This window comes from Vibrio sp. SCSIO 43140, from assembly GCF_023716585.1.
GTDB lineage: Bacteria > Pseudomonadota > Gammaproteobacteria > Enterobacterales > Vibrionaceae > Vibrio > Vibrio maritimus_B.
In genome coordinates this window covers 3,815,584-3,835,528 of record NZ_CP071850.1, presented here as the reverse complement: position 1 = coordinate 3,835,528, position 19,945 = coordinate 3,815,584, and the positions used below count along the sequence as shown (strand labels likewise).

Here is a 19,945-nt window from a genome sequence, read left to right as displayed (position 1 = left end):
TCTATTGCGCGTCAAATTGATTAATGTATAATCGCCCGCCGCTGAGCTTAGTTAATCAAACAATGAGTTAAACGAGCAGGCACAATAAACCATTTTATTAGTCACTCGAGGCTTTGCCTCAACTTGGGTTCCCTCAACCCCAAGCAAAACGAAAAAGGTACAATATGAATCCGTTTTCTCCTGCGCAGCAGCGCAAAGCCCTGACATTTCTCGTTCTATTTCACTTGGTGATCATCGCATCCAGTAACTACTTGGTGCAGCTACCGTTTACTATTTTCGGTTTCCACACCACGTGGGGCGCATTTACTTTCCCATTCATTTTCCTTGCGACCGATCTGACCGTACGTATCTTTGGTGCTGGTTTAGCCCGTAAGATCATCTTCTTGGTCATGCTGCCTGCGTTGGCGGTGTCGTATGGGTTATCGGTATTGTTCTTTGAAGGGCAGTTCCAAGGCTTTGGGCACTTGGGTGAATTTAACCTGTTTGTTGCTCGTATCGCTGCGGCAAGCTTTATGGCTTACCTGCTGGGACAAATACTAGATGTGCATGTTTTCAACCGTCTGCGCCAAATGAAGCAGTGGTGGGTGGCTCCGACATGTTCAACACTGTTTGGTAACGCGCTGGATACGCTAGCCTTTTTTGCTATCGCATTCTACCAAAGCCCAGATCCGTTTATGGCAGAGCACTGGACGGAGATCGCCTTGGTCGACTACGGCTTCAAACTGGTGATCAGTCTCGGCTTGTTCGTACCTATGTATGGTGTGCTGCTCAATTTCTTGGTGAAGAAGCTTACCGCAGTGAACCCAGAGTTAAAGGTGACCGGCGTAAAAGCCTAATGAGTCTCTAGAAGCAAAATATAAAAAATCCCGAATGGTTTGGTTCGGGATTTTTTTTACAGTAATCAGTTTGAGCCGCTTGAATCAGGCTCAGACCGCCTGAATCGTCAGTGGCCAACCGGCATCTGACTGTCGGTTAGACTCGATTTCCAGCTCTGCTGCTGACAGAGGATGGGCTTCTAACCACTGCTTGTCGATAGAGAGCGTTAGGCTGTTGCCTTCACACTGCACTGCAAATTGAGGCTGCAGATCACGCTGACGGCGGTGAGTAATGATCACCGATAAGCGCAGTAGTCGCAGTACGCGCTCGGCACTTTGTGTCGATAAAGCATGCTGCGATGGCAGTGGTGTCAGTTGGTCTTTGTATCGACGAACTACTTCAGCAAGCAGATGTTTTTGTGCACGAGTAAAACCCGGTAGATCTAAGTTTTGAAGTAAGTACGCACTATGTTCACCGGCCTTTTTAAAGTCTAAGGTTAGGCCGATTTCATGCAGTTTTGATGCAGCTTCGAGCAATGCAATAGCATGTGGCTCTTCAATCCAGTTTTCGTTACCACAGCTCACCAATAAGCTGGTGGCAGTAACAGCAACTTGATCGCCGTACTCCACATCGAGCTGACAACGGGTTTGCACGCTATTAATCGTGCGCGCACGAATGTCATCTTGTTGCAACTCTTCAACCATGTCATACACCATTCCCTCGCGCAGCGCACCGCCCGCAAGCGTCATGGAGTCGATATTGAGTAGTTCAAAAATGGCAATCAGGATAGATAGGCCGCTTGGGAACACCAAAGCACGTTCTAGCGTTAGGCCATCAATGTCGAGCTCTTCAAGATGATCAGCTTGCATCGCTTGTTTTTGCAGGCGCTTGAGTTTGGCATGAGTGATGACCTCATCCATACCTTGCGCCAGCATGATCTCTTGCAGAGCTTGAACTGTACCACTGGCACCCACACACACGTCCCAGCCCAATCCCTGATACTGCTCTAGAATTGGGGCGAGTGTCTGTTTGGCGCCTTCGATAGCGCGTTCGAAGTTGGCTTTGTTCAGTTGGCGGTCTTTAAAGAAACGCTCTAACCAAGTCACGCAGCCCATTTTTAAGCTGGTCAACGCTTTTGGCTCGAACCCTTCGCCAATAATAAGCTCAGTACTGGCACCGCCAATATCGACCACAAGGCGACGACCCGTACCACCAGACGTATGAGCCACACCTTTATAGATGGTCGCTGCTTCTTCTTCACCGCTGATCACTTGGATTGGGTAACCCAAGATTTGATTGGCCTTGGTTAGGAATACATCGACATTGGTCGCGGTACGCAGCGTTGCGGTACCGACGATACGGATGTTTTCCTTTGGGATATCCTGAAGTCGTTCTGCGAAAAGACTAAGGCAATCCCAACCACGCTGCATCGCTTCTTGACTGAGGGCCATCTCATCATCAAGGCCTGCGGCCAAACGCACTTTGCGCTTAATCTTGGCCATGGTCTGAATGCTGCCATCGATATGACGCACAACCAACATATGGAAACTGTTGGAGCCAAGATCGATAGCCGCATACAAAGGTGAAGAATTCACTGCGAGACTCATAAAAACTGCTTACTTCCTGTTCAGATTACTGCTTATTTCAGATCTCGGTCTATTAAGACCTTGGTGATCTTGGCCTTCTTTGAGGCTTTCTGTTTGATGGTCGTGAGCCACCTGTATTCGTGCGACGAGGACCTGAGTTGCGGCTCTTCATTACGAGTGGCGCAGGCAGCTCGGTCAACAGTGCGCTTGAGTCATAGTCAGACACTGGAATGGAGTGCTCGATATACTCTTCAATCGCTGGCAGGTTGATCGCGTACTCTTCACAAGCAAAGCTGATTGAGTGACCACTTGCACCAGCACGACCTGTACGGCCAATACGGTGAACGTAATCTTCACAGTCGTCAGGTAGGTCATAGTTGAATACGTGCGTCACTTGAGGGATGTGTAGACCACGTGCTGCAACGTCCGTCGCAACCAGAATGTCCACATCACCTTTTGTGAATTGCTCAAGGATTTTTTCACGCTTCTTCTGTGGTACATCACCAGTCAAAAGACCAACGCGATGGCCGTCAGCGGCTAGGTGGCCCCATACTTTTTCACATTTATGTTTGGTGTTAGCGAAGATAATAGCGCGATCCGGCCATTCTTCCTCTACCAGCGTTTGCAGTAGCGCCATCTTTTCATTGTTTGATGGGTAGAACAGCTCTTCTTGAATGCGGTGACCGGTCTTTTGCTCAGGCTCAACCACTACGTGCTCAGGGTTATGCATGTGTTCAAACGCAAGCTCTTGTACACGGTATGACAAGGTAGCTGAGAACAGCATGTTGAGACGGTCTTTAGGCTCAGGCATACGGCGGAACAAAAAGCGAATGTCTTTAATAAAGCCAAGGTCGAACATACGATCGGCTTCATCAAGAACTACAGCTTGAATGTTGTTGAGGTTAAAGACACGCTGCTTATAGAAGTCGATAATACGTCCACAGGTACCGATAAGAATATCGACGCCTTGTTCCAGCTTAGCAAGCTGCTTGTCGTAGCTATCACCACCGTACGCAAGTGCTGTTTTCAGACCCGTGCTTTCAATGAGCGGCTTGGCATCATTGTGGATCTGGATAGCAAGTTCGCGCGTTGGAGCCATGATGATCGCGCGCGGTTGTGTCGCTTTGCGGCCTTCATGTTCAGGCGTATTTAACAGATGGTTAAAGGTAGCAGTGAGAAACGCAAGCGTTTTCCCCGTCCCGGTTTGGGCCTGTCCTGCAATATCTTGGCCGGCGAGCAGTACCGGCAGCGCCAAGGCTTGGATAGGGGTACAGTATTCGAACCCTTTTTTTTCCAATCCTTCAATGATTTGCGGGTGCAAATCTAAATCGGCGAACTTTTGCTCTGTGATATGCGTCTTTTTCATCGGTATAGAATATCAGCTTAAGCTTGCAATACGAAGGTAAATACATTCCAATAGGAGATCTAATTGTTGGTGATTATCTCATCAATACAAAAAATATCGGAGTGAAAGATGAGTGAAAAGATTTTGCAGCTGACGGATGACGGTTTTGAAACTGACGTAATTAATGCTGCAGGCCCGGTTCTTGTTGACTTCTGGGCGGAGTGGTGTGGTCCTTGTAAGATGATTGCCCCAATCCTCGATGAAATCGCAGATGAGTACGAAGGCAAACTCACTATCGGCAAGCTAAACATCGACCAAAACGCAGGTACTCCACCTAAGTTTGGTATTCGTGGCATTCCAACGCTACTACTTTTCAAAGATGGCGGAGTGGCAGCAACTAAGGTTGGCGCACTGTCAAAAACTCAGCTAAAAGAGTTCTTAGACGAGAACTTATAATGAGAAGTAACGAAAACCGTGTATCTTAACAAATACACGGTTTTGTTTTTTTCAAAGCTAGACTAGACTCTTTTTTAGTGATAATTTATCGCACGTTAATTAAACAAGTGTTCACTTCTTGGTCGATCCTGTGACCAAATCCTTCTTAACAACAAAACAGATCCTATTTTGACTAAACAAACATCCACCACAATGAACTTAACAGAATTGAAGAACAGACCTGTTTCTGAGCTCGTTAAACTTGGCGAATCTCTTGGTCTGGAAAACTTAGCTCGTCTGCGTAAGCAAGACATCATCTTCGCCATCTTAAAAGCCCATGCGAAAAGTGGTGAAGATATCTTTGGTGACGGGGTCTTAGAGATTCTTCAAGATGGTTTTGGTTTCCTGCGTAGCGCAGACAGTTCATACCTTGCTGGCCCAGATGATATCTACGTTTCTCCAAGTCAGATCCGTCGTTTCAACCTGCGTACAGGTGACTCGATTGCCGGTAAGATTCGCCCACCAAAAGATGGCGAGCGCTATTTCGCACTTCTAAAAGTAAACACTGTTAACGCTGACAAGCCAGATAACGCACGTAACAAGATCCTGTTTGAAAACCTAACCCCTCTGCATGCTAATGAGCGCATGACTATGGAGCGTGGTAACGGTTCAACAGAAGACATTACTGCACGTGTTCTTGATCTCGCGTCTCCAATCGGTAAAGGTCAACGTGGTCTCATCGTTGCACCACCTAAAGCGGGTAAAACCATGCTGCTGCAAAACATTGCGCAGAGCATTGCCCACAACCACCCTGAATGTGAATTGATGGTTCTTCTTATCGACGAACGTCCGGAAGAAGTCACTGAGATGCAGCGCCTGGTTAAAGGTGAAGTAATCGCATCGACGTTTGATGAACCAGCGTCTCGTCACGTTCAAGTTGCCGAGATGGTTATCGAGAAGGCTAAGCGTCTTGTTGAACACAAGAAAGACGTGGTTATTCTACTAGACTCTATTACTCGTCTAGCTCGTGCTTACAATACCGTTGTACCTTCATCAGGTAAGGTTCTTACTGGTGGTGTTGACGCGAACGCACTACACCGTCCTAAGCGTTTCTTCGGTGCAGCTCGTAACGTAGAAGAAGGCGGCAGCCTAACTATCATCGCAACAGCGCTAGTGGATACTGGTTCTAAGATGGATGAAGTTATCTACGAAGAGTTTAAAGGTACAGGTAACATGGAACTGCACCTAAACCGTAAGATTGCTGAAAAACGTGTATTCCCAGCGATTGACTTCAACCGTTCAGGCACACGTCGTGAAGAACTACTGACGAAAGCCGATGAGCTACAGAAGATGTGGATCCTACGTAAGATTGTTCATCCAATGGGCGAAATCGATGCGATGGAATTCCTAATCGACAAGCTTGCGATGACTAAGACTAACGATGAGTTCTTTGACGCGATGCGTCGCCAGTAATCGTTAATCGAGTCCGCAAAGCGGACAACGAGTCTCAAATTTTAAACGTCACCCCTTTGGGGTGACGTTTTTGTTTGCACTTCCCCTGTTTCACGCGCACAATACTGAGTGTGTTAACAGGAGGTTAATATGCTACAAGGATGGTTAGCGTCTTTACTCCTCGTATTGGCAGTGTCATTTTCACAGCCAGTTTATGCGTCTAAGGAAATGACGCAGCAGGAGGTTGATCACTGGATGCAAAGCCCTGTGGTTTTGCAGAAAGTAGACGATTTTTTATTGTTGGTAGAACAAGACGATACCGACAGCCTCAGATTTGCGTTAAATCGACTCGCGTTGCCTCAGCAAGAGGTAACGAGATTTTTGCTGCTCAAGCATCTTGAAGACAGTGAGCGTATTCTTTCCCCTAAAATGGCCATTTTCGTACAAAGCCAAAAATCCTTGCCGCCCACATACACTATGCTCGAGCGCGGTGATGGTTATGAATTTTCGATCCCTGCCTTTAATTATCCCGCCATATCAGCACGTCTAATAAAGCGTTGGAACAGCGACCAAAAAACCTTGGAATTTATCCTTCAGGCTGAAAGTGAACAGTTAGTTTTGCGTGATTGGTTGTCACAGGGCAGTGACTATGAACGTAAGATTCGCGAAGACCTGCTCGTCAAAGAGTTTGACAGTTTGTCACCCAAAGCAAACGCCTATATTACACAACAGCTTACCGAAGCCAAGATCACGGAATGGTTGCCATCAACACGAGTTTTAGTACGTATGGCTCAAGTTAACGAAGACGAAGCTCTGTATGACTTACTGTGGAAAATGCGCGCCGACTATCATAGCCAAGCAGAGCTAGAGAGGCTGGCGAGTGTCTCTTCACCGTTTGCACAGAAGCAGATTATGGCAGCCGCACGTAACCCTAGTCTCAAGCGCCAGGCGATCACTGAGCTTGCTCAAATTACGCCACTCCCAAGTGAGGTAAAAACCTTCTTGGTGACGCGAATGACAAGAGTCGAAGATGCAAGCTTTGTGGCGACACAGCTAGCGCAGAATGGTCATAGTGGTTGGGTAAGAGATGTGCTTTCAACCAATAGCCAGGTCAAATCGAGTCTTATTTTGCAGGCGTTGTCGAACTAACTGAATTTGTTAGCCTCTTTGGTTAGTTGAGAGGACATTTCGCTAGATGATAGATTTACGTATATAATGGCACCATCTTTCAAGGCGAAGTATCCCCTATGATTTACAAGGACTTACGTGATTTCACACAGCACCTGGAAAGCCAGGGGCTGCTCAAACGCATCTCGCATCCCGTCGACCCTGATTATGAAATGACGGAGATCAGCGATAGGACTCTGCGAGCTGGTGGACCAGCATTGCTGTTCGAAAATCCAATCGGCTACAACATGCCGGTATTGACTAATCTCTTCGGCACGCCACAGCGAGTGGCGATGGGGATGGGACGAGAGCAAGTATCCGAGCTTAGAGAAGTAGGCAAACTACTGGCCTACCTAAAAGAACCTGAGCCACCTCGTGGATTCAAAGACGCGATCAATAAAATCCCTTTATTTAAGAAAGTGCTGCATATGCCTGCCAAAAGGCTGCGTAAAGCGGCTTGCCAGCAAGTCGTTTGGCAAGGTGATGAGGTCGATCTTGATAAAATCCCTGTAATGAGTTGCTGGCCTGATGACGTCGCACCCTTACTAACGTGGGGACTAACGGTCACTAAAGGGCCGAATAAGAAGCGTCAAAATTTAGGTATCTATCGCCAACAGAAAATCGCTAAGAATAAGATCATCATGCGCTGGCTGGCGCATCGCGGTGGTGCACTCGATCTAAGAGACTGGATGGAAACCAATCCAGGAAAGCCATTCCCGGTCTCAGTCGCATTTGGCGCTGACCCGGCTACCATTCTTGGAGCGGTGACGCCGGTACCAGATACTCTGTCTGAGTATGCGTTTGCTGGATTGCTGCGCGGCGAACGTACCGAAGTGGTCAAATCAGTTAGCAACGATCTTGAAGTGCCAGCGAGTGCCGAAATTGTCCTTGAGGGTTATATCGATCCGCAAGAATTTGCCGATGAAGGTCCGTATGGAGACCACACCGGCTACTACAACGAAAAAGAAAAGCACCACGTCTTTACTATCACGCACATTACTATGCGTGAAAACCCTATCTATCACAGCACTTATACAGGCCGCCCACCAGATGAACCGGCAGTACTCGGGGTTTCGCTGAACGAAGTCTTTGTGCCTATCTTGCAAAAGCAGTTCCCGGAAATCGAAGACTTCTATCTTCCGCCAGAAGGATGTTCGTATCGGATGGCGGTGGTAACAATGAAGAAGCAATACCCAGGGCACGCTAAGCGCGTGATGATGGGGGTATGGTCTTTCTTGCGTCAGTTCATGTACACCAAGTTTGTGATTGTGTGTGATGAAAGCGTTGATGGCCGCGATTGGCAGCAAGTCACGCAAGCCATGAATGACCATATGGTACCGAGTCGCGATACTTTGATGATTGAAAGCACACCGATAGATTCTTTGGACTTTGCGTCTCCTGTGACAGGTCTAGGTTCCAAAATGGGACTGGATGCCACGATTAAGTGGGATGCAGAATTGGAACTGAAAGCGGCCAAGTATCAAACGGTACAAGATATCGAGCGCTCGAATAGTTGGGATGAAACCGTATTGACGAAACAGGTTACAGCTCAATATCCAGAGGTGACTGACTTGTATATTGCACCGGGAACGGGTACAAATCGTATGGTACTGCTGACTCTAGATAAGCAACGCGCAGGTCAAGCTATTGAGGTAATGAAAGGAGTAGAGACTATACTCTCACCTTATCTGGCGACTAAGTTTATTGTTGCCTGCGACCAAGACGTGAATGTGCGTGATTGGAATGACGTGATTTGGGCGATTACTACGAGAATGGACCCGTCCAGAGATACATTGCTGGTCAACGATAGCACCTCTAGAGCTTATTTAGATGCAACCAATAAACTTGAAGACGAAGTGACGCGTGAGTGGGGCATACCAATTAAAAAAGACCCAGCATTGGTTGCTAAGATAGACAGCATTTGGGATGAACTCAATATCCTATGACAAAGCGAGTAGTGCTCAAGCCTCAAAACCTTGAGTTTATAGTCGAAGAAGGGCAGACAGTATTAGAGGCTGCGCTCAACCAGAATCTTGCTTTTCCTCACCGCTGCCAGGTGGGGGCCTGCGCTTCTTGTTTATGCCGTATCAAATCAGGTGCGGTGGACTATGATTTGGAACCATTACTTACCGAGAAAGAAAAGCAGCAAGGTTGGATGTTCTCCTGCCTTGCTTATCCAAAGAGTGATTTGGTGATCACCTTTGGAGACGAATAAAAGAGATAAACCATGACCATCAATTGTAAAGTTAAGTCTATTGAGCCTTTAGCAGCGAATACCTATCAAATTTTGCTGCACCCAGAACAGCCTGTTAGCTTTAAAGCAGGTCAGTATTTAATGGTAGTAATGGGAGAGGCCGACAAGCGTCCTTTCTCTATTGCTAGCAGCCCTTGCCGTCATGAAGGCGAGATTGAACTCCATATTGGTGCTGCTGAGCACAATGCTTATGCGCTAGAAGTAGTTGAGTCAATGAAACATGCACTTGAAGTGGGTGGCGACATTCAGATTGATGCCCCTCATGGCGAAGCATGGATTCGTGAAGATAGCCAACGCCCAATTCTATTGATTGCTGGTGGCACTGGCTTTAGCTATGTACGTTCTATTCTTGATCACTGTATTAGCCAAAACATTGCGCAGCCTATCTATCTATACTGGGGTGGTCGCGATGAAGCTCAGCTATATGCCAAACAAGAGCTAACTGACATCGCTAATGCTCATGAGCGCATTCAGTTCATTCCTGTTATTGAAGAAACTTTGGCTGAGTGGACCGGTAAACAGGGCAACGTACTTCAAGCTGTCAGTGATGATTTTGATTCACTGGCTGACTTCGATATCTATATAGCAGGCCGTTTCGAAATGGCTGGCGCTGCACGTGAACAGTTCACGCAAAACAAGCAGGCAAAATCAGATCACATGTATGGTGATGCGTACGCATTTATCTAATTGTTAGTGATTTGTGGCTAAAAGGAGAGTTTTTATACTCTCCTTTTTGTTTTTTGATGGTATTTCAATCAAAAGAACGTTTTTTCTAAAAAATATTGAAAAAGGGGTTGCGCGGCTTCTCATTCTCCCTATAATGCGCACCACACCAAACGGGAGGGCAGCAAAGCAAGAGCCCAACAGGTTTGGCGGGCAAAAAGTCTAAGCGAAAATAATTTGAAAAAGTGGTTGACACGACAAGTTATCTAGTTAAAATGGCCGCCCACTTCGAGAGAAAAGCCGAAAGGCTCAAAAACGAAAGTTTAGCTTCTCGAAGAAACGTTCTTTAAAAATTTAAACCTATCAATCTGTGTGGGCACTCGTTGATGATAATCAAATTAGAAACTTCGGTTTCAAATTAGGTTTTCAATGAACTGAGTGACCAATCAAGTCGAAAGACTTGGCACAGTCAATTCATTATCGTTCTGTTGGAACGATAATAGCTTTAAAATTACATAAGTAGTTTTGAAGTCAGTATTCATTGAGCCGACAAAATCTTAAATTGAAGAGTTTGATCATGGCTCAGATTGAACGCTGGCGGCAGGCCTAACACATGCAAGTCGAGCGGAAACGAGTTAACTGAACCTTCGGGGAACGTTAACGGCGTCGAGCGGCGGACGGGTGAGTAATGCCTGGGAAATTGCCCTGATGTGGGGGATAACCATTGGAAACGATGGCTAATACCGCATAATAGCTTCGGCTCAAAGAGGGGGACCTTCGGGCCTCTCGCGTCAGGATATGCCCAGGTGGGATTAGCTAGTTGGTGAGGTAATGGCTCACCAAGGCGACGATCCCTAGCTGGTCTGAGAGGATGATCAGCCACACTGGAACTGAGACACGGTCCAGACTCCTACGGGAGGCAGCAGTGGGGAATATTGCACAATGGGCGCAAGCCTGATGCAGCCATGCCGCGTGTGTGAAGAAGGCCTTCGGGTTGTAAAGCACTTTCAGTCGTGAGGAAGGCGGTGTAGTTAATAGCTGCATCGTTTGACGTTAGCGACAGAAGAAGCACCGGCTAACTCCGTGCCAGCAGCCGCGGTAATACGGAGGGTGCGAGCGTTAATCGGAATTACTGGGCGTAAAGCGCATGCAGGTGGTTAGTTAAGTCAGATGTGAAAGCCCGGGGCTCAACCTCGGAACTGCATTTGAAACTGGCTAACTAGAGTACTGTAGAGGGGGGTAGAATTTCAGGTGTAGCGGTGAAATGCGTAGAGATCTGAAGGAATACCGGTGGCGAAGGCGGCCCCCTGGACAGATACTGACACTCAGATGCGAAAGCGTGGGGAGCAAACAGGATTAGATACCCTGGTAGTCCACGCCGTAAACGATGTCTACTTGGAGGTTGTGGCCTTGAGCCGTGGCTTTCGGAGCTAACGCGTTAAGTAGACCGCCTGGGGAGTACGGTCGCAAGATTAAAACTCAAATGAATTGACGGGGGCCCGCACAAGCGGTGGAGCATGTGGTTTAATTCGATGCAACGCGAAGAACCTTACCTACTCTTGACATCCAGAGAACTTAGCAGAGATGCTTTGGTGCCTTCGGGAACTCTGAGACAGGTGCTGCATGGCTGTCGTCAGCTCGTGTTGTGAAATGTTGGGTTAAGTCCCGCAACGAGCGCAACCCTTATCCTTGTTTGCCAGCACTTCGGGTGGGAACTCCAGGGAGACTGCCGGTGATAAACCGGAGGAAGGTGGGGACGACGTCAAGTCATCATGGCCCTTACGAGTAGGGCTACACACGTGCTACAATGGCGCATACAGAGGGCTGCCAACTTGCGAAAGTGAGCGAATCCCAAAAAGTGCGTCGTAGTCCGGATTGGAGTCTGCAACTCGACTCCATGAAGTCGGAATCGCTAGTAATCGTGGATCAGAATGCCACGGTGAATACGTTCCCGGGCCTTGTACACACCGCCCGTCACACCATGGGAGTGGGCTGCAAAAGAAGTGGGTAGTTTAACCTTCGGGAGGACGCTCACCACTTTGTGGTTCATGACTGGGGTGAAGTCGTAACAAGGTAGCCCTAGGGGAACCTGGGGCTGGATCACCTCCTTATACGAAAGATTATTGCGATGAGTGTTCACACAGATTGATTAGGTTTATGAATTAAAGACGATGCTTGGGTCTGTAGCTCAGGTGGTTAGAGCGTTCGCCTGATAAGCGAGAGGTCGGTGGTTCAAGTCCACTCAGACCCACCAATCTTCCTCCCAGATGATTGGTGATAAGCATCACACTGATGGGGCTATAGCTCAGCTGGGAGAGCGCCTGCCTTGCACGCAGGAGGTCTGCGGTTCGATCCCGCATAGCTCCACCATCTTTAAGTGTTTTCTCTTTGAGAATATTTAAAAATGGTTTCTTTCTTTAAATAGAAAGCAAATCTCGTTCTTTAAAAATTTGGAAAGCTGACGAATAACATTTGATTAATGTTATTCATTTAAAAGTTCTCAAATCCTATATCGAAAGATGTAGGTACCAACACACATTCAAGTGTTCTTGGGAATCACGAAAGTGATTCATATTTGAGTCCGGCAAAATCGAGTCTGCACATGTATAAAAATGCAGACAACTTTGGTTGTTTAACGACAATCTCGAGGTTTCTTTGAAACTCTTTGGGGTTGTATGGTTAAGTGACTAAGCGTACACGGTGGATGCCTTGGCAGTCAGAGGCGATGAAAGGCGTAATAACTTGCGATAAGCCCAGATTAGGTAGTAATAACCTGTGAGTCTGGGATTCCTGAATGGGGAAACCCAACTGCATAAGCAGTTATCGCTGAGTGAATACATAGCTCAGTGAGGCGAACCGGGGGAACTGAAACATCTAAGTACCCCGAGGAAGAGAAATCAACCGAGATTCCGAAAGTAGCGGCGAGCGAAATTGGATTAGCCCTTAAGCTTTTAATGAGACAGGTGAAGGCTCTGGAAAGTGCCGCGATACAGGGTGATAGCCCCGTAACCGACATCTCATCATCAGTGAAATCGAGTAGGGCGGGACACGTGATATCCTGTCTGAATATGGGGGGACCATCCTCCAAGGCTAAATACTACTGACTGACCGATAGTGAACCAGTACCGTGAGGGAAAGGCGAAAAGAACCCCTGTGAGGGGAGTGAAATAGAACCTGAAACCGTGTACGTACAAGCAGTAGGAGCACCTTCGTGGTGTGACTGCGTACCTTTTGTATAATGGGTCAGCGACTTATATTCAGTGGCAAGGTTAACCGTTTAGGGGAGCCGTAGGGAAACCGAGTCTTAACTGGGCGTTCAGTCTCTGGATATAGACCCGAAACCAGGTGATCTAGCCATGGGCAGGTTGAAGGTTGAGTAACATCAACTGGAGGACCGAACCGACTAATGTTGAAAAATTAGCGGATGACTTGTGGCTAGGGGTGAAAGGCCAATCAAACCTGGAGATAGCTGGTTCTCCCCGAAATCTATTTAGGTAGAGCCTCGGACGAATACTACTGGGGGTAGAGCACTGTTAAGGCTAGGGGGTCATCCCGACTTACCAACCCTTTGCAAACTCCGAATACCAGTAAGTACTATCCGGGAGACACACGGCGGGTGCTAACGTCCGTCGTGGAGAGGGAAACAACCCAGACCGCCAGCTAAGGTCCCAAATTATAGCTAAGTGGGAAACGATGTGGGAAGGCTTAGACAGCTAGGATGTTGGCTTAGAAGCAGCCATCATTTAAAGAAAGCGTAATAGCTCACTAGTCGAGTCGGCCTGCGCGGAAGATGTAACGGGGCTAAGCTATAAACCGAAGCTGCGGCAATGACTTAGGTCATTGGGTAGGGGAGCGTTCTGTAAGCCGTTGAAGGTGGACTGTAAGGTTTGCTGGAGGTATCAGAAGTGCGAATGCTGACATGAGTAACGATAAAGGGGGTGAAAAACCTCCTCGCCGGAAGACCAAGGGTTCCTGTCCAACGTTAATCGGGGCAGGGTGAGTCGACCCCTAAGGCGAGGCCGAAAGGCGTAGTCGATGGGAAACGGGTTAATATTCCCGTACTTCTTACAATTGCGATGGGGGGACGGAGAAGGCTAGGTGGGCCTGGCGACGGTTGTCCAGGTTCAAGTGCGTAGGCTTGAGAGTTAGGTAAATCCGGCTCTCTTTAAGGCTGAGACACGATGTCGAGCTACTACGGTAGTGAAGTCATTGATGCCATGCTTCCAGGAAAAGCCTCTAAGCTTCAGATTGTAAGGAATCGTACCCCAAACCGACACAGGTGGTCGGGTAGAGAATACCAAGGCGCTTGAGAGAACTCGGGTGAAGGAACTAGGCAAAATGGTACCGTAACTTCGGGAGAAGGTACGCTCCTCGCGGTGAAGTCCCTTGCGGATGGAGCTATGGGGAGTCGCAGATACCAGGTGGCTGCAACTGTTTATTAAAAACACAGCACTGTGCAAAATCGTAAGATGACGTATACGGTGTGACGCCTGCCCGGTGCCGGAAGGTTAATTGATGGGGTTAGACTTCGGTCGAAGCTCTTGATCGAAGCCCCGGTAAACGGCGGCCGTAACTATAACGGTCCTAAGGTAGCGAAATTCCTTGTCGGGTAAGTTCCGACCTGCACGAATGGCGTAATGATGGCCACGCTGTCTCCACCCGAGACTCAGTGAAATTGAAATCGCTGTGAAGATGCAGTGTACCCGCGGCTAGACGGAAAGACCCCGTGAACCTTTACTACAGCTTGGCACTGAACATTGACCCTACATGTGTAGGATAGGTGGGAGGCTTTGAAACTAGTACGCCAGTATTAGTGGAGCCGTCCTTGAAATACCACCCTTGTAGTGTTGATGTTCTAACGTCGGCCCCTTATCGGGGCTGCGGACAGTGCCTGGTGGGTAGTTTGACTGGGGCGGTCTCCTCCCAAAGAGTAACGGAGGAGCACGAAGGTGGGCTAATCACGGTTGGACATCGTGAGGTTAGTGCAATGGCATAAGCCCGCTTGACTGCGAGAATGACAATTCGAGCAGGTGCGAAAGCAGGTCATAGTGATCCGGTGGTTCTGAATGGAAGGGCCATCGCTCAACGGATAAAAGGTACTCCGGGGATAACAGGCTGATACCGCCCAAGAGTTCATATCGACGGCGGTGTTTGGCACCTCGATGTCGGCTCATCACATCCTGGGGCTGAAGTCGGTCCCAAGGGTATGGCTGTTCGCCATTTAAAGTGGTACGCGAGCTGGGTTTAGAACGTCGTGAGACAGTTCGGTCCCTATCTGCCGTGGGCGTTGGAAGATTGAAGGGGGCTGCTCCTAGTACGAGAGGACCGGAGTGGACGAACCTCTGGTGTTCGGGTTGTGTCGCCAGACGCATTGCCCGGTAGCTAAGTTCGGAATCGATAACCGCTGAAAGCATCTAAGCGGGAAGCGAGCCCTGAGATGAGTCTTCCCTGGCACTTTAAGTGTCCTAAAGGGTTGTTCGAGACTAGAACGTTGATAGGCAGGGTGTGTAAGCGTTGTGAGGCGTTGAGCTAACCTGTACTAATTGCCCGTGAGGCTTAACCATACAACACCCAAAGGGTTTTGATGGACTCAAAGCAAGAACAAATTGAATGTGTATGAGAACGCATTAACAGCTTTCCGAATTAAGAATTTGCTTGGCGACCATAGCGTTGTGGACCCACCTGATTCCATGCCGAACTCAGAAGTGAAACGCAATAGCGCCGATGGTAGTGTGGGGCTTCCCCATGTGAGAGTAGGACATCGCCAGGCTTTAAATATTGTTACTTGCAGTAGTAAGTAACCACATCATCAGTGTACGAATCTGTTGATGACAATTTGTGGAGAGATGGCTGAGTGGTCGAAAGCACCGGTCTTGAAAACCGGCAACCGTTAATAGCGGTTCTAGGGTTCAAATCCCTATCTCTCCGCCACATTAGAAAGCCCGCTGAGAAATCAGCGGGCTTTTTTCTTATCTGCAATTCTTCAAAAACCCCATACTTACTGCTTACCTGACTAATCCTTCCGTTTAATGGTATTGTCTGTCACAGTGAGCATCAGTTTCTATTTCTAGAGGTATCTGAGGTTTGAGTTCCAGCCCGTATGAGCCAACGTTGGCAATAAAAAAACTGATTGGTGAAACGCATCGAGTGATCTCTAAAGAGCCGATACAGAGCCTTTGGAGTGGCTATGGACAGTTGTTTAGAGTAACTACGGATAATCCAGAGCTGCCAAGTATGGTCATTAAGTCGATCGACTTGCCAGAGTTAGCGCCGGAGTATCATCCAAAGGGGTGGAACACCCAGTTATCGAACGAGAGGAAATTGAAGTCCTATCAGGTTGAGTTTAATTGGTATCGGCAATACGTCTCTCAAATGCCTTTTGGCTGGACACCAGGCTGTTTAGCAGCGATCAACCATGGTTCGCACTATGAACTCGTTTTGGAGGATCTCAAGCTTCAAGAACGTGCGAGAGTGGTAAAAAAGCCAACGACGGATGAAGTAAAAGCCGTATTGAGCTTGCTTGCCCGCTTTCATGCCTTTTGGCTCGATACGAAGCCTTTATGCCTTTGGGAGCAGGGAACCTATTGGCATTTGCCTACCCGCCCCGACGAATGGCAAGCAATGACGCCAAGCCGATACAAACTGGCGGCTAAGCGTATTGATGACATACTTAATCGCTGTCGATATCAGACCTTGGTGCATGGTGACGCTAAGCTTGCCAATTTTTGCTTTAATCAATCAGGCTCACAAGTCAGCGCGGTGGATTTCCAATACGTTGGCGGTGGTGTGGGCGTAAAAGATGTGGCTCTGTTCTTCACTACAGTACTCAACTTCGATGATACGCAGCTATCGATCGATGAATATGTCGAGTTTTATTTTCAAGCGCTGAGGGCGGCTTTAGAAGAGTATCAACCCAACGTCGACTCGAATGATGTGTGCCAGCAGTGGCGCGCGCTATTAGGGCTGGCATGGGCAGATTACCAACGATTTCTGCTAGGCTGGAGCCCCGTTCACGCGAGAGTGAATGCTTTTACCAATCGACTCACGCTTCAAGCATTAGACGATTTCCAGCTATAAAAAAAGCTCCCAAGGGAGCTTTTTATGCATAGACTGATAGCTTATTTACTTTCGATTAGGGTCAATGCCTTACGAGAAACTTCACCTGCTGCTTTAGTCAGGTTCTGTTTCTCTAGCGTGTCTGCCAAATAGGCATAATCGGAGACATCTGGTCGGATAGATAACGCACGCTCGAAATGACGCTGTGCTTCTGGCCATTTTTCATCACGGAAATAGAACTGTGCTAATGCGCTTTGTGCTTTTGCATTATCTGGTTGCTTCTTCACGACATCTTCGAGCATCACAACAACGGGATGCGCGTCTGCTAGGTTAAGTTCTGGTAGCAACGTATACAGCTCGTCATGCCCCTGCTTCTTGAGCGTCTCTTTGATAACAGTGAACGCTTCTGCGTCTGCCTTACGAGCGATAAGCTGCTTGGTGAAGCATCCGACTAAGTGCGTGCTTTGGCGTGTCTTACGAGGTAGTTTATTCCAATGGCTGATTAAGCCTTCACTGCCTTGCTGGCTAGCGATGTCTTCAAGCAGACCACATTGAGCTCGTTCTTCTAATTCCGCTTGCTCTTCAGTATCGATAAGTTTTGCTTTGTTTAGCTTAGGCAGAAGATCAATCAAAGCCTGCCATTCGCCAAGTTCGCGATAGGTTGTCTTCAGTAGGCTTAAAACGATGGTGTTACTTGGGTGTTCAGCTTTTAATGTCTCAAGAGTCGACGCTGCGACTTCCCATTCTTCTTCGCGGACTGCTTGTTTAGCTCGAGTAAGCTGCACGGCCAGCTCAGAGTTTTCTTGTTGAGAAGCAAGATTTAGGTAGTGGTCACGCTTTGCTTTATCACCTTGTCCCAAGGCTGCCTCTGACGCTACCAGATAACACAGTAGTGGCATGTCGTGGTAATTCGCCCAGCGAGTTACTTTCTTCTCTGCGAGCTTCCAGTCACCCTCTAGTAGCTTAACGATACCTTCATTGGTATAGCGGCGAGAGCGACGCATTTTGCGCACACTAAAGTAATTAAAGGTGGTCACACTGGTGTAGAGAATTTTCTTGATGATGTACTCAAGTAGAAACAGTGCTGCAAGCGCAGCGATCACAAACACCACAAGCGTGGTGACACTCATCTCGATGGTCTTATCAGCAATCGAGATCAGCACATAGCCTTGTTGACCGGAAAACTGAGTACCAACAAATAGACCTGCGCCAAGGACGACGAAGAGAAAAATTAATCGAATCATTATTTCTCCTCCGTGATGATGGTAGTGACTTCACGGCGTAAACGCTCGCTGATCACGTCAGACAGCTTCGCTTGCGTTTCTAGCTTAACTGGATAGTCGACCTGAATGTTTTGTTGACTAAGCTTGCCAAGTGCAGCGTTAAACTCTTTGACGCTATTGTTATCCATATCGAAGAAGGATTCTGACCACTCTTCAGCCGTCTCTAGCGACATCTTGTAGATCTCACCTTGCTCCTCGTAGGTCGCACGAATCGCGGTCTCGATTTTAGACTTGATGTTCTCTCTCAAATAGAAGTGCTGTTCTGGAGACAATAGCGGGATCACGTTACCGTCACGACTACGGAAGGTAATGAAGTTTTCTGAGAAATCCTTCAGTGATGTCATCAGGTTATCTTGCCAGTCATAGATGTCTTGCGATACCTGGCGCTTCTCAACAGCAGGGGCATCAGGAAGAATCGCATTAGCTAGTGGAAGCTGGTCGACTTGGCGTTGCAGTGACGTTAAGCGTAGTACTAGCCCGTCACGGTCAATCAAAGGCACGGTACGAAGCTTAGTAATGTCGTTTGCCATGGATTGACGTAGGGATACAAGGCTTGGGTCGTTTAGCGCAGCGATACGTTGGTCCGCACTTTCCATCAAGCGTGTCGCACTGACGACATCATGCTCCAAAAACAGTTTGCGGCCCGCCAGTTTAACCAGGTAATCCGCTTCCGCTAACAGCCAGTCATTTGGACGGCGACCTTTCACATCCGCCACGGCAAGTTGCAGGCTTTCAATGCTCTTTTTCTGCTGCCCAAGCACGACTTCGGCTTTGTGGGTCATGGTTTTCGCTTGTTCCAGCGTATCTGCCTGAACCTGCTGCATCTCAGAGCTCAATGAGCTTTGTGATGCTTTAATCTGTGCTTCAAGCCTTGCAATGCGAGCTTCATAATCGCCCGCTTGCTTTTGCATCATGAACGTCATGCCACCACCAAGTAGCAGTGCAAGGATAATGGCAGCGGTACCGAGTTTCACCCCGCGCTTACCCTGCTTTTCTTCAAATTCAGGTGATTTAGGCTGCGGGCTTTCTGCTTCCGATGCTGGCGCTTCAGGCTCGATCGATTCTTGGGTGTTCTCTGGGGCTAGAGTAGTAACGTCTTGTTTGTCTTCAGACTGGATTTGCTCGTCTTTATTTTTGTTCGTCATTGTTAAGTCCTGTTTTTAGACGCTGGAGAGCAGCAAATAGAGTAGAGTTCGATGCACCTTGGGTGTTCGTTACGTTATTAAATCCCTGTGTCATCGCGAGATTAGCGATTCGTTCACTTGGAACCAAAAGCTGATGTTGTCTTAACCAGTCATGGTTTGACTCTGGTACTTGAGACAGCAAATATTCAAGTTGTTCACCGCTTGTGACCACTAACGTGTCAGTTTTACTATCTTGCCAGTGCTCGAGGGCTTGTTTATCGAACGAGCGATACTGACGCTGATACATTTCCAGATATTGCACATATGCACCGCGTTTCGTCAACTGCTCGTAAATGAGTTCACGCCCGCCATTACCTCGGAGGATGGTCACGACTTGTCCTGAAATCTGTGCAAGCTCTGGCAAAGCGAGCAGGTGCTCACTGTCGCTTATCGAGGGATAGTTTACGTTTTGTTGTACCAGTTTGCTTAATTCATGTGCGGTTTTTTGACCAACGCCAAGATAAATAGCCTGTTTAGGCGCGCAAACGGAGGTGCGGTTGAGGTAGTGCTCTAGGCCTTGCACTGCGTATTGGCTGACGGCGATGACGATGTCTGATTGACAAAAGTGCACACTGTCGGCTGCTTGAATAGTGGGAAAAGAAATGTCAATAAGAGGATAGTGGAGGGCAAAGCCCCCCATACGTTCGATTTGTTTACAGAGTTCGGCACCTTGGGTTTCAGGCCTTGTTACCAGTACTCTCATC

At 48.0% G+C, this 19,945-nt stretch carries 13 protein-coding genes, 3 tRNA genes and 3 rRNA genes; 14 read left to right on the top strand and 5 right to left on the bottom strand.

What is annotated here, in order from left to right; translation table 11 throughout:
* The first annotated feature begins 164 nt into the window (after nt 1-164).
* Nucleotides 165-836: a 7-cyano-7-deazaguanine/7-aminomethyl-7-deazaguanine transporter gene (locus J4N45_RS18240; protein ID WP_042503155.1), complete on the top strand. Its 672-nt coding sequence runs from the start codon at nt 165-167 to the stop codon at nt 834-836.
* A 90-nt stretch (nt 837-926) separates the two neighbouring features.
* On the opposite strand, the gene gppA is transcribed toward J4N45_RS18240, so the two are convergent.
* Nucleotides 927-2,423 (bottom strand): guanosine-5'-triphosphate,3'-diphosphate diphosphatase, encoded by a 1,497-nt coding sequence (gene gppA, locus J4N45_RS18235; RefSeq protein ID WP_252012938.1) that lies wholly within the window; start codon nt 2,421-2,423, stop codon nt 927-929.
* 52 nt (nt 2,424-2,475) lie between these two features.
* Nucleotides 2,476-3,768, bottom strand: a complete 1,293-nt coding sequence (rhlB, locus tag J4N45_RS18230) for an ATP-dependent RNA helicase RhlB (protein ID WP_042478900.1) — start codon at nt 3,766-3,768, stop codon at nt 2,476-2,478.
* A 108-nt stretch (nt 3,769-3,876) separates the two neighbouring features.
* Here rhlB and trxA point away from each other — a divergent pair, with 108 nt between their 5' ends.
* From trxA to J4N45_RS18165, 13 genes are all read left to right on the top strand, one after another.
* The gene (gene trxA, locus J4N45_RS18225; RefSeq protein ID WP_042478899.1) at nt 3,877-4,203 is read left to right on the top strand and encodes a thioredoxin TrxA; all 327 of its coding nucleotides are present in this window, start codon (nt 3,877-3,879) and stop codon (nt 4,201-4,203) included.
* A gap of 192 nt (nt 4,204-4,395) precedes the next feature.
* Nucleotides 4,396-5,655, top strand: coding sequence for a transcription termination factor Rho (gene rho / locus J4N45_RS18220; protein ID WP_252012937.1), 1,260 nt, complete (start codon nt 4,396-4,398; stop codon nt 5,653-5,655).
* Nucleotides 5,656-5,784: 129 nt separating this feature from the next.
* On the top strand, nt 5,785-6,783 hold the full coding sequence (locus tag J4N45_RS18215) for a hypothetical protein (protein ID WP_252012936.1): 999 nt from the start codon (nt 5,785-5,787) through the stop codon (nt 6,781-6,783).
* 98 nt (nt 6,784-6,881) lie between these two features.
* Entirely contained in the window at nt 6,882-8,747 is a 1,866-nt protein-coding gene (gene ubiD / locus J4N45_RS18210; protein WP_252012935.1) for a 4-hydroxy-3-polyprenylbenzoate decarboxylase, read from the top strand.
* Complete coding sequence (locus J4N45_RS18205; protein WP_252012934.1) at nt 8,744-9,016, top strand: 2Fe-2S iron-sulfur cluster-binding protein; 273 nt, start codon at nt 8,744-8,746, stop codon at nt 9,014-9,016. Before ubiD ends, J4N45_RS18205 begins: the two co-directional genes overlap by 4 nt.
* Before the next feature lie 12 nt (nt 9,017-9,028).
* Entirely contained in the window at nt 9,029-9,742 is a 714-nt protein-coding gene (fre, locus tag J4N45_RS18200) for an NAD(P)H-flavin reductase (RefSeq protein WP_128649906.1), read from the top strand.
* Between the two features lie 535 nt (nt 9,743-10,277).
* Nucleotides 10,278-11,829: ribosomal RNA gene (locus J4N45_RS18195) — 16S ribosomal RNA — on the top strand.
* A 66-nt stretch (nt 11,830-11,895) separates the two neighbouring features.
* Nucleotides 11,896-11,972, top strand: a tRNA-Ile gene (locus J4N45_RS18190).
* A 40-nt stretch (nt 11,973-12,012) separates the two neighbouring features.
* Nucleotides 12,013-12,088: transfer RNA gene (locus tag J4N45_RS18185), tRNA-Ala, on the top strand.
* Between the two features lie 307 nt (nt 12,089-12,395).
* Nucleotides 12,396-15,282 (top strand): 23S ribosomal RNA (locus tag J4N45_RS18180).
* Between the two features lie 90 nt (nt 15,283-15,372).
* Nucleotides 15,373-15,488, top strand: a 5S ribosomal RNA gene (rrf, locus tag J4N45_RS18175).
* The 16S, 23S and 5S rRNA genes sit together here with 3 tRNA genes alongside, the layout of an rRNA operon.
* A 70-nt stretch (nt 15,489-15,558) precedes the next feature.
* A tRNA-Ser gene (locus J4N45_RS18170) sits at nt 15,559-15,649 on the top strand.
* A 180-nt stretch (nt 15,650-15,829) separates the two neighbouring features.
* On the top strand, nt 15,830-16,795 hold the full coding sequence (locus tag J4N45_RS18165; RefSeq protein ID WP_252012933.1) for a phosphotransferase: 966 nt from the start codon (nt 15,830-15,832) through the stop codon (nt 16,793-16,795).
* A 41-nt stretch (nt 16,796-16,836) separates the two neighbouring features.
* On the opposite strand, the gene J4N45_RS18160 is transcribed toward J4N45_RS18165, so the two are convergent.
* The 3 genes from J4N45_RS18160 to J4N45_RS18150 are packed head-to-tail and all read right to left on the bottom strand — an operon-like array spanning nt 16,837 to nt 19,944.
* Complete coding sequence (locus J4N45_RS18160; RefSeq protein WP_252012932.1) at nt 16,837-18,018, bottom strand: heme biosynthesis protein HemY; 1,182 nt, start codon at nt 18,016-18,018, stop codon at nt 16,837-16,839.
* Nucleotides 18,018-19,202: a uroporphyrinogen-III C-methyltransferase gene (locus J4N45_RS18155; RefSeq protein WP_252012931.1), complete on the bottom strand. Its 1,185-nt coding sequence runs from the start codon at nt 19,200-19,202 to the stop codon at nt 18,018-18,020. Before J4N45_RS18155 ends, J4N45_RS18160 begins: the two co-directional genes overlap by 1 nt.
* On the bottom strand, nt 19,186-19,944 hold the full coding sequence (locus tag J4N45_RS18150; protein ID WP_252012930.1) for a uroporphyrinogen-III synthase: 759 nt from the start codon (nt 19,942-19,944) through the stop codon (nt 19,186-19,188). Before J4N45_RS18150 ends, J4N45_RS18155 begins: the two co-directional genes overlap by 17 nt.
* Nucleotide 19,945 lies beyond the last annotated feature (1 nt).